The following is a 14,838-nucleotide window of genomic DNA, read 5'->3' as shown; positions in this document are numbered from 1 at the left end:
CGCGCCATGAACGAAAGTGACGAAGATATCAGGTCGGAGGCCGAGCCCCGGCTGGAACCCCGCACCGACGCAGTCGAATTGACCGCGGCCGAGATTCTGGCGCGGGTGTTGCATCGTGACGGCTTGATGCTGGTGATCGACAAGCCGGCCGGCCTGCCGGTGCATCGCGGCCCCAAGGGCGGCGCCAATCTGGAAACCTCGTTCGAGTTCCTGCGCTATGGCCTGCCGCGCGCGCCTGTTCTGGCGCATCGTCTGGATCGCGATACGTCGGGCTGCCTGGTGCTCGGCCGGCACCGCAAGGCCACGGCGTCGCTTGGCCTGCTGTTCAAGCACAGCCGTATACGGAAAACCTATTGGGCGGTGGTCGAGGGCGGGCCTGCCGAGGAGTCGGGCGTGATCGACATGCCGCTCGGGCGGCTCAATGCCGACCGGGGCTGGTGGATGAAGCCGGATCCGGAGGGGCTGAAGGCTGTCTCGAACTTCACCGTGCTCGGCCGCGGCGGTGGCATGAGCTGGCTGGCGCTGGAGCCGGTGACGGGTCGCACGCATCAGCTCCGCGTGCATTGCGCGTCATCGGGATTTCCGATTGTCGGCGACAATATCTACGGCAACGGGCCAAGATTCGGTGAGCCGACACTGCATCTGCATGCCCGCGAGATCGTGATTCCGATCTCGCGCAACAAGGACCCGATCCACGTCGTCGCACCGGCTCCGCCGCATCTGCACGAGCGGCTCAAGGCGTGCGGCTGGAACGGGGAATGACGCACCGGAATAGCGCTGCATCAGCCGCGCTTTGATGGACTATGCTCACGCGGTAGCGCCGTCCTGAACTGTCACCGTGCCATCGGGGTTCAATGTGACGGTGAGTGCACACAGGTTCGGTTCGAAAACCAATGGCACGACGACCGCCAGCTTGGACGGATCGAAGATTTCGCCCTGCACGACATCAGCGAACGTCATCCAGTATCTCGCCGTCGACGTGAAGGTGAATGCTATGTTTGGCGCGGCCTGCATCACCTCGGTTGCTGATCCGGCCATGCCGATGCCGACGCTTGCCGTGTCCATCGGGATCGTCCCGTCGCATGTGATCATCAGGGAGTCGCTTCGCCCCTGCCGCTGGTCGATGAAGCCAAAGGCTCCGCTGCCATAGGTCAATGTCACGAGGCTGCTGGCCGGCAGCGCCGCGGGCAAGATCTCGACCGCAGCGAAGGTGATGCCCGGCGCGAGCTTGCCGCTCTCCATCCAGGCGAAGTCATAAGTCGGTTGCCAGGAAAAGAGCAGTTGCGTCCTCGGGCCGACCCGCATGGCGAACCAGGCCGGGACAGGCCCGGAAGGCGGGTTCTGGCTGGACTGGAAGCAGACGAATGTCTGTCTCGAACCACTGTTATTGAGAAACTTGAGTTCGTAAGTCGGCATGCCGCCCGCGGCGGCCGATGCTGCCGCCGTGCCTGGCTCGCTACTGCTGTGGTCCGCGAAATTGACGCGAACGATTGACGGCATGTCCACCTCCCCACGCGTTGGATCGGTATATCGCAACTAAAAGTTGAATAAAAGGGCATGCCGATACAAAATGGATTGTCGGCGATGGTGCCTAACTGAGGATCAGTTCGGCCGCGCGCGGGGCTTGCTTCAGGCGACCGAAGCGAACAGCTTCGGATCGAACGTGCCCTCATATTCAAACGCGGCCGGCCCCGTCATCAGCACGTGGTCGTCGCTGTCGCGCCATTCGATGGTGAGTTCTCCGCCGGGCAGCGTCATATGCACGGTGCGGTTGGTCCGGCGCAGGCGAGCGGCGGCAACAGCGGTTGCGCAAGCTGCGGAGCCACAGGCCTTGGTTAGGCCGACGCCGCGCTCCCAGGTGCGCATCACGATGTGATCGCGATCGATGATATGGGCTAGCGTGATATTGGCGCGATCCGGGAAAATGGGGTGGTTTTCCAGCAATGGTCCGAACTTCTCGAGGTCATAGGCCTGGATGTCGTCGACCCAGAAAATCGCATGCGGGTTGCCCATGCTCACCACTGACGGCGTGTGCAGGATCGGGGCGTCAATCGGGCCGATCTGCAGCTCAATGCCGCGGGTGTCGCGGAATTCCTCGGCCAGCGGAATGTCCTGCCAGCCGAACTTCGGCGTGCCCATGTCCACCGTGTAAAGGTCAGGCGCTGGGCCTTGCCAGCAATTGATCAGCCCGGCCTTGGTCTCGAATGTGAGTGCGGTCTTGTCGCCGCCGGCAAAAGTCTGACGCGCCACGCAGCGCATGCCGTTGCCGCAGGCGCCCGCCTCAGAGCCGTCATTGTTGTAGATCGAGACGAAGGCGTCGGTGCCGGCCAGCCGGGGCTTCTGCAGCACCATCAACTGGTCATAGGGCACGCCTTCGGGAGTGGCCACGGCGCGGGCTTCGGCCGGCGTGATACCGGAGGCCGTATCGCGCAGGTCGATCACGACGATCTCGTTGCCGATGCCGTTCATCTTGGCGAAGGAATGGTTGGCCAGTGCGCTCATGTCGTGTCCCGTTATCCCTGCCTTATATGGCGAGGCCGCTCCGATTGACCAGTGCGGCTATTCTGTGTCGGTTGTTTTGAATGGCCCTGCGCAATTTGGGGAGGGGACGAAAGCCGCAGCTGCGTGTTACCATGGTGCCGTATCGCGCATGTTGCCGGACGCTGCGCTGCAGGATGTCACTGGAGACCCTTCGAATGACCCGTTCTCGCCTGTCCCGCCTCGCCACTGCGGCGCTGATCCCGGCTGCCGCGCTGACGCTGAACGCCGCGGCCTGGGCGCAATCTCCACCCGCCACGCCGCCAGCGGCAAGCACCCCGGCCACCCCGCCCGCGCCGGCGACACCAGCTCCGGCGGCAGCGGCTCCTACCACTCCCGCTCCCGCCACATCGGAGACGCCGGCCCCCGCTGCGCCGGCAACGCCGCCTGCTGCAGCGCAGGCCCCCGCAACGCCACCTGCGCCTCAGGTCCAGGTTGCCGATCCGTTCGGCGAGGAAATCACGCTGTCGCCGAAGCAGATGGTGACGTTCGTCGGCAAGGCGAATTGGGATTCTGCCTTCGATACGCTGATGGATGCGTTCAAGCAGATCACCACCGTGCTCGACAAACAGGGTGTCAAATCATCGGGCAATCCGATGATCGTCTATACGACCACCGATGACACCGGCTTCACCTTTCTCGCGGAAATCCCGGTCGATCAGGAGGTGAAGAATCTGCCGAAGGCGATGAAGATGGGCCTGTCACCCGACGGCAAGGCGCTGAAGTTCGTCCATCGCGGCTCCTACGACAATATGGACAACACCTATGAGGCGATCACCAATCACCTCGATGACAAGAAGCTAGAGGCGAAAGACACCTTCATCGAGGAATACATGACCGATCCCTTGAAGACGGCGGAAGACAAGCTGGTCATCAATGTCTATGTGCCGCTCAAGTAGTCGAACCGTAGCTCTGTCATAAGCCTCTGGTCATAAAGAAGCCTTGGACGGTCGCGAGAGATCGGGCATGAAAAATCATCTGACTCTGGCCGTTTTCGGCATTGCGCTCATCGCCACTCCTGCACTCGCGCAGGTCAATCCACCGCCGACGATTTCCGTCTCCGGCGAAGGCACCGTCTCGGTGCCGCCTGATCTCGCTGTCGTCGACGGCGGTGTCACGACTGACGCCAAGACCGCACGCGAGGCCGCCGAGGCCAACAATGCCGCGATGGCCAAGGTGTTGGCGGCCCTGAAGAGTGCCGGCATTGCCGAGAAGGACATGCAGACGTCGCGGTTGTCGTTGTTTCCGCAATATGCGCAGCAGACCCGTCCCAATCCCAATCCTGGCCCCAACGTTATCTCGGGCTATCGCGCCAGTAACCGCGTCACCATCCGCGTACGCGACGTGACCAAGGTGGCCGGCACGATCGACGCGCTGGTATCGTCCGGTGCCAATGAGGTCGGCGGCATCAATTTCATGGTGACCAAGGCGTCGCAACTGCTCGACGATGCGCGCAGCGACGCGATCGCGGATGCGCGGCGCAAAGCGGAGATTTACGCCAAGGCTGCCGGCGTCAAGCTCGGCGCGCCGATCAGTATCTCCGAGGACTCCGGCAGCGCTCCGGCGCCGATGATGTTGCGCAAGATGGGCGCCGACGTGGCATCGGCTCCGGTGGCGCAAGGCGAGGACGTGCTGCGCGTGAATGTCAGCGTGAGCTGGGAAATCAAGCCGGCGCAGTGATGGCAGCGTGACACCCCTCCGCATGTCGTCCCTGCCTTTGCGGGGACGACAGTTTAAATCTCCACTACCTGCCCTGGCTTCAGCGCCATAAACTTCTCGCTGGGCAATTCCGCCGCGCTGCATGCGGCAGCCAATCCTTGCACCGGTCCGTCAATCGCCTCATCGGTGAGCTGGAATGTGCTGTGATGGCTGGCCAGCGCCTGCTGCGCGCCGCAATCTGCGAGCGCCTTCACGGCATCTTCCGGATTCATGTGCTGGTCTTTCATGAACCAGCGCGGCTCATAGGCGCCGATCGGCAGGATCGCGAGCCTGATAGCACCATGGGCTTCGCGCACGCGGCGGAAGTGCAGGCCGTCGCCATAGCCGGAATCGCCGACGATGTAGATCTTGCCGGCTGGTGTCTCCAGCACGAAGCTCGCCCAGAGCGACTTGTTGCGATCGAACAGGCCGCGTGCCGTCCAGTGCCGCGTCGGCACCAGCGTCACGGCGAGGCCGTTGCCGAGCTCGACGCGATCTGTCCAGTCATAGGCCTCGGCCTTGATCGCGCTGTCGGCGCTCTTCATGGTGACGTCATTGCCAAGCGGCGTGATTACGCGCGGTGCAAATTTGGCCGATAGCTTCGACAGCGTGGGAAGATCGAGATGGTCGTAATGACCGTGCGACACCAGCACGACGTCGATGCCAGGTAATTTATCGAACGCGATGCCCGGCGCGTTGTGGCGCTTCGGCCCGGTAAATGACAATGGCGACGCGCGATCGGACCACACCGGATCGAACAGGATGTTGATTCCGGCGGTCTGGATCAGCCAGCTGGCGTGACCGACGTAACAAAAACGAACGCCCGTGCCCTCGACCCTGGCAGGCGGCGTATCGGCAAACTCGTTCTCGATCCAGTCAGGCCAGACCTCTCGGGTGCGGCCGCCGCCGAACTGCCAGCGCAGCACTTCGCCAAGCGACTTGGGCGGCACGCCGTCGGGATCGAAGAAGATCTTGCCGTCGAAGTGATCGGAGACGGGGCCGTCATAATTGGTCATGCGGGAAGCCCAGATGGCCGACAGCCCCGCCGCTGCGGCGAGGCCGCCGACGGATGCGAGAAGCTTGCGGCGGGTGATGGTCATGAATGTGAGGCGTCGAAAAAGGGGAACCTGAGGTGAGCGATCACTCACATCTAGGTCAGCTCACGCGGAAATCCAATTGCCTATTGTCAATTTAATCGCCCGCTGCAGAAAATATCCTTTATCCTGAAGAGGTTGCGGTTTCGAACGGTGGCGCGGTGGCCATATTTCCTTGACTCGCCGGGCCCCTGCGCTGTAAATCCCCGCCAATTCTCGAAAAGTTCTCTTTTCGACCCGCCGACCGGTCCTGGAGACCGGAGGTCAACGCCCGACAGCGCGATGCGCCCTCGGGCGCAAAAGTGTTTGGTTCTTCGTCATCATGGTGATGGCGATATCGGAAGCGAAGGCGCGATGTTCGACAATCTGTCGGAACGACTTGGCGGAATTCTCGACCGGCTCACCGGGCGCGGTGCGCTGTCGGAGGCTGACGTCGATGCCGCGATGCGCGAAGTGCGCCGTGCGCTGCTCGAAGCCGACGTCTCGCTCGATGTGGTCCGCTCCTTCATCGATCGTGTGCGCGAACAGGCGATCGGCGCCACCGTCGTCAAGTCGGTCACTCCCGGTCAGATGGTCGTCAAGATCGTCCATGACGAGCTCGTCGCCACGCTCGGCGCCGATGGCGAAGGCGGTATCGATCTTCAGGCTGTCCCGCCCGTCGCCATCATGATGGTCGGTCTGCAGGGCTCCGGTAAGACCACCACCACTGCGAAACTCGCGCGTCGTCTCACCCAGCGCGACAAGCGCAAGGTGCTGATGGCGTCGCTCGACGTCTATCGCCCGGCCGCCATGGAGCAGCTCGCGGTGCTCGGCCGCGATCTTGAGATTCAGACACTGCCGATCGTAGAAGGCCAGAAGCCGGCCGAGATCGCTAAGCGCGCGCTGTCCGCTGCGAAGCTCGGCGGCTACGACGTGGTGCTGCTCGATACGGCCGGTCGCACGACGCTCGACGAAGAGATGATGTCGGAAGCGATCGAGATCAAAGCGATCGCCAATCCGCACGAAGTGCTGCTGGTTGCGGACTCGCTGACCGGTCAGGACGCTGTCAATCTCGCACGCTCCTTCAACGAACGCGTCGGCCTCACCGGCATCGCGCTGACGCGTGTGGACGGCGATGGCCGCGGCGGCGCTGCACTGTCGATGCGCGCCGTGACCGGCAAGCCAATCAAGCTGATCGGTACGGGTGAAAAGACCGATGCGCTGGAAGACTTCCATCCAAGCCGTATCGCCGGCCGCATTCTCGGCATGGGCGACGTGGTGTCGCTGGTCGAGCGCGCCGCTGCGAATATCGACGCCGAGAAAGCTGCGCGCACTGCCGAGCGCATGCGCAAGGGTCAGTTCGATCTCACGGATATGCGTGAGCAGCTGATCCAGATGACCAATATGGGCGGTCTCTCCGGCCTGATGGGCATGATGCCTGGCATCGCCAAGATGAAGAATCAGATCGCCTCTGCCGGTCTCGATGACCGCGTGGTGAAGCGCCAGATCGCAGTCATCGATTCGATGACGCGTCAGGAGCGCAAGAATCCCGACATCCTCAAGGCCAGCCGCAAGAAGCGTATCGCTGCCGGCGCCGGGCTCAAGGTCGAGGAAGTCAACAAGGTGCTGAAGATGCACCGGAACATGGCCGACATGATGAAGGCCATGGGCTCCGGCAAGCGCGGCCCGATGGCCGGTATCGCGCAGGCCATGGGCTTCGGTGGTGGCGGCATGCCGTCACCCGAACAAATGAAGGCGATGGCCGAGAAGATGCCGGGCGGGATGCCGCAGGGCATGCCGTCATTGCCGAAAGATTTCCCGGGCCTGTCGGGCCTGGGCAAACCGACGCTGCCGGGACTCGGCGGCTTTCCCGGTCTCGGGAAAAAGAAATAACGCGATCAATTCAACTTACATTCAAATCGAACACACTTAGGAGAATTCCATGTCCGTCGTTATCCGCCTCGCCCGCGCTGGCACCAAGAAGCGTCCCGTCTATCACGTCGTCGTCGCCGACTCGCGTTTTCCCCGCGATGGCCGCTTCATCGAGCGTCTCGGCTACTTCAATCCGCTGCTCGCCAAGGACAACGAGCTGCGCTTGAAGCTCGACCTCGAAAAGACCAAGGCCTGGATCGCCAAGGGCGCGCAGCCCTCGGATCGCGTGGCTCGCTTCCTCGATGCCGCTGGCGTTGCCAAGCGCGAAGCCCGCAACAATCCCGAGAAGGCCGTGCCGCGCAAGGAGCGCAAGGCCAACGCTGAAGCCGCCGCCAAGAAGTAAGGCGGAATGACCTCCGCGCAAATCTGCGTCGCGCGCATCGGCGCGCCGCATGGTGTGCGCGGCCAGGTCCGGCTGTGGACCTTCACCGAAGATCCATTCGCCGTGTGCGACTACGGTCCGCTTGCCACCAAAGACGGCAAGCGGAGCTTTGAGGTCGATGATGTCCGCGAGGCCAAGGGCCATCTGGTCGCGACGCTGAAAGGCGTCGCGTCCCGCGAAGACGCCGAGCGCCTCAATGGTCTCGAGCTCTATGTGGCGCGCGATGCGCTGCCCGACACTGAAGATGATGAATATTACCACGCCGATCTGATTGGCCTCGCTGCGGTCAATGCCGCGGGCGATGCGATCGGCCGTGTTGTCGGTGTCCATAATTTCGGCGCCGGCGATATCATCGAGATCGCGCCGCCAGAGGGCGCGACCCTGCTGTTGCCCTTCACCAATGCGGTGGTGCCGACTGTTGATCTCGCGGACGGCAAGGTCGTGATCGAATTGCCCGGTGAGATCATCGGCGATGATCCCACCGCGGCGTAAGGCTTACGCTTTCAACGCTTCCGCAATCGTTGTTGCAAACGGCGTGGTCGACCGTCCGATGAGCTTGCTCAGCGTGCGACTGTCGTCGAACAGCGCGCCATCCGCTGCGGCCGTATCCGACGTCGCAATCAGCTCCGCAAGTTCAGGCGGCAGTCCCGCGCCGAGCAGCGCCGCCTTGAAGTCGGCTTCGGGCAGACGGACATAAGCAACGGTCTTACCGGACTGTTTCGTGATCTCCGCTGCGAAAGCTTCCAGCGTGTAGGCGTCGTCGCCGGCCAGCTCATAGATTTTTCCGGCGTGATCCGCTGCCGAGGTCAGCACGGCGGCGGCCGCGGCTGCATAGTCCGCACGCGAAGCCGACGCGATACGACCATCGCGGGCGCTGCTGATCAGCGCATTATGCGCCAATGCTGCGGGGATCGAGGCCGTGTAGTTCTCGGTGTACCAGCCGTTGCGCAGCAGCACGAAGGGAATGCCGGACGCGCGGATCAATTCTTCCGTCGGCAGATGTTCTTTCGCGACTGATAGCGGTGAGGTGTCCGCACGCAGCACGCTCGTATAGGCGATCAGCTTCACGCCGGCCTTCTTTGCGGCGTCGATCACGTTGCGGTGCTGCGCGACGCGCTGCCCGAGTTCGTTCGATGAGATCAGCAGCAGGCGGTCGATGCCCTTGAAGGCGGCGTCGAGTGTCTCCGGTTTGCTGTAGTCGGCAGCGACGACCGAGACGCCCTTGGCGGCAAGATCGGCGCCCTTGGCGGGATCGCGCAGGCCGGCAACAATCTGGCTGGCCGGGACGAATTTGAGCAGGGCATCGATGGTGAGGCGGCCGAGCTGGCCGCTGGCGGCTGTGACGAGAATACGGTGGTTCGACATGGCGGGATCCTGTAAGGTCTCTGATTGAACACAGGTATTGAATAGAGACCGCCTGCCGTTTCCGTAAGGAGGCAGGTTTTTCTCGCCAGGTTACTTGGAAGTGACCTGCGGTCGGCCGAAAGGAGCCTCCCGATGCCCCAAAAAGCCTCTCATGGCGCCCCCTTGGCCACCCAATTCGACGAATGGCAGGCGCGGGGCTTCGATGCCGATGCCTGCCCGGTGCGCAACGTGCTGGACCGCATTGGCGATAAATGGACATCCCTGCTGCTGGTGGCGCTGGCCGCCAAGCCGCGGCGGTTCAGCGAGCTGCATCGCGCCGTGCCGGATATCTCCAAGCGCATGCTCACTCAGAGCCTGCGCGAGCTGCAGCGGGATGGGCTCGTCACCCGCCACGTCTTTCCCACCAAGCCGCCTTCGGTCGAATATCGGCTGTCGCCGCTGGGGCAGTCGGTGCTCGGGCCACTGGCCGGCCTGATCGACTGGGCTGAGCGCAGCTTTGCGGAGATTCAGGCCGCGCGCGCCGCATTCGATGCAGGCGACACCAGCGAGCAGATGTCGGCGGCTTGAACGGGCTCGCGGGGGTTTGACGCCTCGCGCCGGACGCGCGATGGAGAGCCATGACTATCGAACCCCCACCATGGCGCGCGACGGTACTGACGCTGTTTCCCGAAATGTTTCCGGGACCGCTAGGCATCAGCCTCGCAGGCAAGGCGTTGGCTTCCGGCCTGTGGGCGCTGGAGGCGCGCGATATCCGTGCCTCGGCCACCGACAAGCATCGCAGCGTCGATGACACGCCGGCCGGCGGTGGGCCGGGCATGGTGCTACGGGCCGACGTGCTGGCGGCAGCGATTGATGCGGCAGATGTGCAGGATCGCCCCAGGCTCGTCATGAGCCCGCGCGGTCGGCCATTGACCCAGGCGCGGGTGGCCGAGCTGGCGGCCGGGCCGGGACCGCTGATCGTCTGCGGCCGTTTTGAAGGCATCGACCAGCGCGTCATCGACGCCCGAGGGCTCGAGGAAGTCTCGATCGGCGACTATGTACTGTCCGGCGGCGAAATCGCCGCCATGACGCTGATTGACGCCTGTGTGCGGCTTTTGCCGGGGGTGATGGGCAAATTGGCCTCGGGGACCGACGAGAGCTTCTCCGACGGGCTACTGGAATACCCGCAATATACCCGTCCGCAGGTGTTCGAGGACCGCCAGATTCCCGACGTTTTGATCTCGGGCGACCATGCCAGGGTCGCCAAGTGGCGGCTGGCGGAGGCCGAGGCGCTGACCGCCGCACGGCGGCCCGATCTGTGGGCAGCGCACCCGAAAGCTCCGGAATCAGGCAGAAAACGAAAACCGCCAAAAATCACGACGGGTGAGTGACACAGACGGGTGACAACGGCTTTGCTTTCCCGTATAGCAGCGCCAAATCCGTGCACTGGCAGGGTAAGAGTTTCGAGCGCAGCCCGCGCAACGTCTGGGCGCGCCGCCGATGGAGATTTTCGATGAACCTGATTCAGACGCTTGAAAAAGAGCAGTTCGACCGCCTTTCCGCCACCAAGTCGATCCCGGAATTCGGTCCCGGCGACACCCTTATCGTCAACGTGAAGGTTGTCGAAGGCGAGCGTTCCCGCGTGCAGGCCTATGAAGGCGTGTGCATCGGCCGCAACGGTGGTGGCATCAATGAGAGCTTCACCGTTCGCAAGATCTCCTACGGCGAGGGTGTCGAGCGCGTGTTCCCGCTGCTCTCCCCGATGATCGACTCCATCAAGGTTGTGCGTCGCGGCAAGGTGCGTCGCGCCAAGCTGTATTACCTGCGCGATCTGCGCGGCAAGTCGGCCCGCATCACCGAGAAGAAGACCGAGCGTCCGGCCAAGGTCGCTGCTGCGGCTGCTGCCAAGTAATTTTCCGCACCATCGAATTGTGCGAGACGAAAAGCGCGGCGCAAGCCGCGCTTTTTTGTGATGTGAAGACTGCATACCTCCGTCGCATTGGCGTCGTGATCGCCGAGTGCTATATGACTGGAATGTTTCTAGACCTGCACCAGCACGCTTTGCGCATCGTCATCGACGATCATAGCCGGCTGCCCGGGCGTTTCTTCGGCCGCTTCACTACGTCGATCGTGGGCGCGCTTAGAAGCGCGTGAGCAATCTCACGCCTTTCTCTTCCCGTTTCTCAGTTGTGCGCTTTGCGCCGCCGATGCGGCAAATCATTTAGCAGCACGCAACTGGCCCACGTTTCTTTCGAGGCCTGATCTCATGACTGACTCTGCAAAGCCAACCACCCTGTACGACAAGATCTGGAACGATCATCTGGTGCATGAAGCCGATGACGGCACGGCGCTGCTCTATATCGATCGCCATCTGGTGCATGAAGTCACGAGCCCGCAGGCCTTCGAAGGTTTGCGCATCACCGGCCGCAAGGTACATGCGCCGGAGAAGACGCTCGCTGTTGTCGATCACAACGTGCCGACCACCGATCGCACCAAGCCCAATCCCGATCCGGAAAGCACCGAGCAGATCGCGACGCTGGCTGAGAACGTGCGCGAATTCGGCATCGAATATTACAACGAGTTCGACAAGCGTCAGGGCATCGTTCACGTCATCGGCCCCGAGCAGGGTTTTACGCTGCCGGGCACGACCATCGTTTGCGGCGACAGTCATACCTCGACGCATGGCGCGTTCGGTGCGCTGGCGCATGGGATCGGCACGTCGGAAGTCGAGCACGTGCTGGCGACGCAGACGCTGATCCAGAAGAAGGCGAAGAACATGCGCGTCACCGTCGACGGCATTCTGCCCGACGGCGTCACCGGCAAGGACATCATCCTGGCCATCATCGGCGAGATCGGTACTGCGGGTGGCACCGGCTACGTGCTGGAATATGCCGGCGAGGCGATCCGTGCGCTGTCGATGGAAGGCCGCATGACGGTCTGCAACATGTCGATCGAAGGCGGCGCCCGCGCCGGCCTGATAGCGCCGGACGAGAAGGCCTATGAATTCCTCAAGGGTCGCCCGATGTCGCCGAAAGGCGATATGTGGGAACAGGCCGTGCGCTACTGGGAAACGCTGCGCTCTGACGAAGGCGCGCATTTCGATCACGAGATACGTCTCGACGCCGCCAAGCTGCCCCCCATCGTGACCTGGGGCACGTCGCCGGAAGACGTCATCTCGATCACGGGCAAGGTGCCGAACCCCGCCGATATCGCCGATGAAGCCAAGCGTCTCTCCAAGGAACGCGCGCTGGCCTATATGGGCCTGACCGCGGGCACCAAAATCACCGACATCAAGCTGGATCGCGTCTTCATCGGTTCCTGCACCAATGGCCGCATCGAGGATTTGCGCGCTGCGGCCAAGGTCGTCGACGGCAAGACCGTCAACGGCCATGTCTCGGCGATGATCGTGCCGGGCTCGGGTCTGGTGAAAGAACAGGCTGAAGCCGAAGGGCTCGACAAGATCTTCCTGAAAGCCGGCTTCGAATGGCGCGAGCCCGGCTGCTCCATGTGTTTGGCGATGAACCCTGACAAGCTGGCGCCGGAAGAACGCTGCGCCGCCACCTCGAACCGCAACTTCGAGGGCCGTCAGGGCCATAAGGGCCGCACCCATCTGGTGTCGCCGGCGATGGCGGCCGCGGCTGCGATCGCGGGGCACTTCGTCGATATCAGAGAGTGGCACTAATTTAGCTGCACGCGACGTCACTTCCTCGGTAAGATCGACGGCCTGCTTGCGCGGGCCGTCTTTTTTATGAGCTTGGTAATTCGTCACAAATGCCCCGCGCACCCGACAAACCGATCGCATTGACCAACGCCGCCGCCCGCCGCATCTGGCTGCGCGCGCAGCAGCTTGATGCACGTGCGCCATTCGGCGATGGTGCGGAGGCGGTGAAGGCCGCCGTGCAACATCTCGGCTATGTGCAGATCGACACCATCAATGTGATCGAGCGTAGCCATCATCACATCCTGTTCTCGCGCATCCCCAACTACAAACGCGCGGACCTCAGACAGGCGCAGACGCACGACAAGAGCGTGTTCGAATACTGGACCCATGCGCTCGCTTATGTGCCGACCGATGATATCGGCTTCTTCGTGCCGGACATGAAATATTATCGCCGCGAGGGCCACGGCTGGTTCGCCTCGGTGACGCCAGCGGACAAGCGCAAGGTGATGCGGCTGGCCAAAGCCGGCCCGTTGTCGATTCGCGACATCGATGACGATGTGCTGCGCGAGAAGGATCACGAATGGGCCAGCCGCAAGCCGTCCAAGCGGGCGTTGCAGCTCGCCTTCTATGAGGGCCACCTCACGATCTCCGAACGCACGGGCATGCTGAAGACCTATGACCTGTTGCTGAGGCATTTCGGCTGGGACACGCTGCCCAAGCCGGCAACTTCAGCGCAGAAATTCGCCTATCTGCTCGATCGCGCGCTACGCTCGCAGGGCATCGTCAGTCTCGATTCGATCTGCCATCTCGATGCGCCCTCCAAGGCCGGCATTCGCAAGCTGATCGAGGCGCGGTTGCGCAAGGGTGAGTTGGTGGCCGTCGCGCTCGACGGCGCCGGCAAGCAGGAGCACTGGACGACGCCCGCAGCGCTCGAGGACGGAAGCGAAGGCGAGGCGGGGCTGGTGCATGTGCTGTCGCCGTTCGATCCCCTGGTGATCCAGCGCAAGCGCACGAATTTGTTCTTCGGCCACGATCATCGCTTCGAGGCTTATGTGCCGAAAGAAAAGCGCCAGCTCGGCTATTTCGCATTGCCGGTGCTGGTAGACGACAAGATCGTGGCGGCTGTCGATCTCAAGACCGATCGGCAAAAGCGCAAATTGCTGATGCAGCAATGGAGCTGGGTCGGTGAGGGCGCGAAGCCGAAGACGCCGCGCAAGGAATGGAAGCGGTGCATCGAGGAAGAGCTCGGGCGGTTCGAGGCGTTTCAGCTGGGAGAGTGAGCAATCAAACTCCGCCGTCATGGTCGGACAAGCCCGGCCATGACGGAGAGTGTGGAGCGTCGCTTCAGTCAAATCGACCCATCTCACCAGTAAATGTTGAAGCGATGGTGATGCCGCCGGTAGTGCCAGTGGCGGTGATGCCAGGGGCGATAGCGGCAGATCTTGCGTGGGCCGTAATAGGTCCAGACGATCCGGCAGAAACGGCGCGGTTGGTAGTAGCGTGGCCCGTAATAATAGCTCGGCGCATAGGCGTAATAGCGCGGGCGGAAATGGCGGCGATAACCGTAGTGGCGCGCGCCGTAGTAACGCGCCGGCGCATAATAGGGTCGCCGCGCGATCAATGGCGCCGCGTAGCGATAGCCGCCGCCATGGAATGCGGGGCCGCGCCGGAAGCCGCCGCCGACAAAGGCCGGGCCCGGACGGAAACCGCCTCCGCCGCGGAACACAGGCGCTGCGGCCCGGAAGCCTCCGCCCCCTCCGCCGCCCCGAAACGCCGGCATGCCGCCGCCGCGAAATCCGCCGCCACCTCCGCCATGAAAGGCGTGACCTCCGCCACCGCCGCGGAAACCACCTCCGCCACCGCCGCCGCGTCCACCGCGATGCTGGACCTGCGTGAGCAGCGCGTCGCTGGCCTGCTTGGCTGCCGGTGCCGCGCCGGGATTGATCAGCGAGACTGCCTGTGCCGATGGCGTCAGCGACACCATCATCGCTGCGGCGGCAGCCACGCCGAGCGAGCGCGTCATGAATTGTCTGATCGCAAAACTTCGTTCGGCATTCAGGACAGGTTGTCGATTTTGAACATGTCTCATCGGAAACATCCTCCCTCGATCAGCGCATGGGACATCGATCGCGCAAACCTGACGGCGCAGGTCCTCGCTTGCGCCAACGGTGCGTTTGCGCAGGGTCATGTCATGTGGGTTGTCGCGCCTT

Annotated in this window: 16 protein-coding genes; 11 read left to right on the top strand and 5 right to left on the bottom strand. The window is 63.0% G+C overall.

Features of this window, described 5'->3' with window-relative positions; genetic code table 11:
- Nucleotides 1-6: 6 nt before the first annotated feature.
- Nucleotides 7-762, top strand: coding sequence for an RluA family pseudouridine synthase (locus tag AB8A33_RS26190; RefSeq protein WP_439095460.1), 756 nt, complete (start codon nucleotides 7-9; stop codon nucleotides 760-762).
- Nucleotides 763-807: 45 nt separating this feature from the next.
- Here the strand turns inward: AB8A33_RS26190 and AB8A33_RS26185 are convergent, their stop codons facing one another.
- Nucleotides 808-1,500, bottom strand: coding sequence for a hypothetical protein (locus AB8A33_RS26185; protein WP_439095459.1), 693 nt, complete (start codon nucleotides 1,498-1,500; stop codon nucleotides 808-810).
- 129 nt (nucleotides 1,501-1,629) lie between these two features.
- Entirely contained in the window at nucleotides 1,630-2,502 is an 873-nt protein-coding gene (gene dapF / locus AB8A33_RS26180; protein WP_439095458.1) for a diaminopimelate epimerase, read from the bottom strand.
- Nucleotides 2,503-2,696: 194 nt separating this feature from the next.
- On the opposite strand from dapF, the gene AB8A33_RS26175 reads away from it, so the two are divergent.
- Nucleotides 2,697-3,437: a GyrI-like domain-containing protein gene (locus tag AB8A33_RS26175; protein ID WP_439095457.1), complete on the top strand. Its 741-nt coding sequence runs from the start codon at nucleotides 2,697-2,699 to the stop codon at nucleotides 3,435-3,437.
- A gap of 67 nt (nucleotides 3,438-3,504) precedes the next feature.
- A complete protein-coding gene (locus AB8A33_RS26170) occupies nucleotides 3,505-4,218 on the top strand; it encodes an SIMPL domain-containing protein (protein WP_439095456.1) in 714 nt (237 codons plus the stop codon).
- 53 nt (nucleotides 4,219-4,271) lie between these two features.
- On the opposite strand, the gene AB8A33_RS26165 is transcribed toward AB8A33_RS26170, so the two are convergent.
- On the bottom strand, nucleotides 4,272-5,336 hold the full coding sequence (locus AB8A33_RS26165; RefSeq protein ID WP_439095455.1) for an MBL fold metallo-hydrolase: 1,065 nt from the start codon (nucleotides 5,334-5,336) through the stop codon (nucleotides 4,272-4,274).
- 348 nt (nucleotides 5,337-5,684) lie between these two features.
- Between AB8A33_RS26165 and ffh the strand changes: the two genes are divergently transcribed.
- The 3 genes from ffh to rimM are packed head-to-tail and all read left to right on the top strand — an operon-like array spanning nucleotide 5,685 to nucleotide 8,115.
- Nucleotides 5,685-7,202 (top strand): signal recognition particle protein, encoded by a 1,518-nt coding sequence (ffh, locus tag AB8A33_RS26160; RefSeq protein WP_439096064.1) that lies wholly within the window; start codon nucleotides 5,685-5,687, stop codon nucleotides 7,200-7,202.
- A gap of 49 nt (nucleotides 7,203-7,251) precedes the next feature.
- Nucleotides 7,252-7,584: a 30S ribosomal protein S16 gene (gene rpsP / locus AB8A33_RS26155; RefSeq protein WP_439095454.1), complete on the top strand. Its 333-nt coding sequence runs from the start codon at nucleotides 7,252-7,254 to the stop codon at nucleotides 7,582-7,584.
- A 6-nt stretch (nucleotides 7,585-7,590) separates the two neighbouring features.
- A complete protein-coding gene (rimM, locus tag AB8A33_RS26150; protein WP_439095453.1) occupies nucleotides 7,591-8,115 on the top strand; it encodes a ribosome maturation factor RimM in 525 nt (174 codons plus the stop codon).
- A 3-nt stretch (nucleotides 8,116-8,118) separates the two neighbouring features.
- On the opposite strand, the gene AB8A33_RS26145 is transcribed toward rimM, so the two are convergent.
- Nucleotides 8,119-8,988 (bottom strand): SDR family oxidoreductase, encoded by an 870-nt coding sequence (locus AB8A33_RS26145; RefSeq protein WP_439095452.1) that lies wholly within the window; start codon nucleotides 8,986-8,988, stop codon nucleotides 8,119-8,121.
- A 132-nt stretch (nucleotides 8,989-9,120) separates the two neighbouring features.
- On the opposite strand from AB8A33_RS26145, the gene AB8A33_RS26140 reads away from it, so the two are divergent.
- The 5 genes from AB8A33_RS26140 (at nucleotide 9,121) to AB8A33_RS26120 (ending at nucleotide 13,908) form a co-directional block, all read left to right on the top strand.
- A complete protein-coding gene (locus AB8A33_RS26140) occupies nucleotides 9,121-9,555 on the top strand; it encodes a winged helix-turn-helix transcriptional regulator (protein ID WP_439095451.1) in 435 nt (144 codons plus the stop codon).
- 50 nt (nucleotides 9,556-9,605) lie between these two features.
- Nucleotides 9,606-10,358 (top strand): tRNA (guanosine(37)-N1)-methyltransferase TrmD, encoded by a 753-nt coding sequence (trmD, locus tag AB8A33_RS26135; protein ID WP_439095450.1) that lies wholly within the window; start codon nucleotides 9,606-9,608, stop codon nucleotides 10,356-10,358.
- 122 nt (nucleotides 10,359-10,480) lie between these two features.
- Nucleotides 10,481-10,879, top strand: coding sequence for a 50S ribosomal protein L19 (gene rplS, locus AB8A33_RS26130; protein WP_439095449.1), 399 nt, complete (start codon nucleotides 10,481-10,483; stop codon nucleotides 10,877-10,879).
- 354 nt (nucleotides 10,880-11,233) lie between these two features.
- Nucleotides 11,234-12,649 (top strand): 3-isopropylmalate dehydratase large subunit, encoded by a 1,416-nt coding sequence (leuC, locus tag AB8A33_RS26125; protein WP_439095448.1) that lies wholly within the window; start codon nucleotides 11,234-11,236, stop codon nucleotides 12,647-12,649.
- A gap of 89 nt (nucleotides 12,650-12,738) precedes the next feature.
- The gene (locus tag AB8A33_RS26120; RefSeq protein ID WP_439095447.1) at nucleotides 12,739-13,908 is read left to right on the top strand and encodes a winged helix-turn-helix domain-containing protein; all 1,170 of its coding nucleotides are present in this window, start codon (nucleotides 12,739-12,741) and stop codon (nucleotides 13,906-13,908) included.
- An 83-nt stretch (nucleotides 13,909-13,991) separates the two neighbouring features.
- Here the strand turns inward: AB8A33_RS26120 and AB8A33_RS26115 are convergent, their stop codons facing one another.
- On the bottom strand, nucleotides 13,992-14,651 hold the full coding sequence (locus tag AB8A33_RS26115; RefSeq protein WP_439095446.1) for a hypothetical protein: 660 nt from the start codon (nucleotides 14,649-14,651) through the stop codon (nucleotides 13,992-13,994).
- Nucleotides 14,652-14,838 lie beyond the last annotated feature (187 nt).

The organism is Tardiphaga sp. 813_E8_N1_3 (genome assembly GCF_051811025.1).
Taxonomy (GTDB): Bacteria; Pseudomonadota; Alphaproteobacteria; order Rhizobiales; family Xanthobacteraceae; genus Tardiphaga.
Note: the sequence above shows the minus strand (reverse complement) of the source record. Positions and strands in the feature narration are given on the sequence as shown.

Excerpts from the sequence above, each read along its gene's own strand:
- AB8A33_RS26185 (WP_439095459.1), bottom strand. The coding sequence starts at position 1,500 with ATGCCGTCAATCGTTCGCGTCAATTTCGCGGACCACAGCAGTAGCGAG.
- dapF (WP_439095458.1), bottom strand. The coding sequence starts at position 2,502 with ATGAGCGCACTGGCCAACCATTCCTTCGCCAAGATGAACGGCATCGGC.
- AB8A33_RS26145 (WP_439095452.1), bottom strand. The coding sequence starts at position 8,988 with ATGTCGAACCACCGTATTCTCGTCACAGCCGCCAGCGGCCAGCTCGGC.
- AB8A33_RS26190 (WP_439095460.1), top strand. The coding sequence starts at position 7 with ATGAACGAAAGTGACGAAGATATCAGGTCGGAGGCCGAGCCCCGGCTG.
- AB8A33_RS26170 (WP_439095456.1), top strand. The coding sequence starts at position 3,505 with ATGAAAAATCATCTGACTCTGGCCGTTTTCGGCATTGCGCTCATCGCC.
- rplS (WP_439095449.1), top strand. The coding sequence starts at position 10,481 with ATGAACCTGATTCAGACGCTTGAAAAAGAGCAGTTCGACCGCCTTTCC.
- AB8A33_RS26165 (WP_439095455.1), bottom strand. The coding sequence starts at position 5,336 with ATGACCATCACCCGCCGCAAGCTTCTCGCATCCGTCGGCGGCCTCGCC.
- ffh (WP_439096064.1), top strand. The coding sequence starts at position 5,685 with ATGTTCGACAATCTGTCGGAACGACTTGGCGGAATTCTCGACCGGCTC.
- AB8A33_RS26120 (WP_439095447.1), top strand. The coding sequence starts at position 12,739 with ATGCCCCGCGCACCCGACAAACCGATCGCATTGACCAACGCCGCCGCC.
- AB8A33_RS26175 (WP_439095457.1), top strand. The coding sequence starts at position 2,697 with ATGACCCGTTCTCGCCTGTCCCGCCTCGCCACTGCGGCGCTGATCCCG.
- AB8A33_RS26140 (WP_439095451.1), top strand. The coding sequence starts at position 9,121 with ATGCCCCAAAAAGCCTCTCATGGCGCCCCCTTGGCCACCCAATTCGAC.
- leuC (WP_439095448.1), top strand. The coding sequence starts at position 11,234 with ATGACTGACTCTGCAAAGCCAACCACCCTGTACGACAAGATCTGGAAC.
- rimM (WP_439095453.1), top strand. The coding sequence starts at position 7,591 with ATGACCTCCGCGCAAATCTGCGTCGCGCGCATCGGCGCGCCGCATGGT.
- rpsP (WP_439095454.1), top strand. The coding sequence starts at position 7,252 with ATGTCCGTCGTTATCCGCCTCGCCCGCGCTGGCACCAAGAAGCGTCCC.
- trmD (WP_439095450.1), top strand. The coding sequence starts at position 9,606 with ATGACTATCGAACCCCCACCATGGCGCGCGACGGTACTGACGCTGTTT.
- AB8A33_RS26115 (WP_439095446.1), bottom strand. The coding sequence starts at position 14,651 with ATGACGCGCTCGCTCGGCGTGGCTGCCGCCGCAGCGATGATGGTGTCG.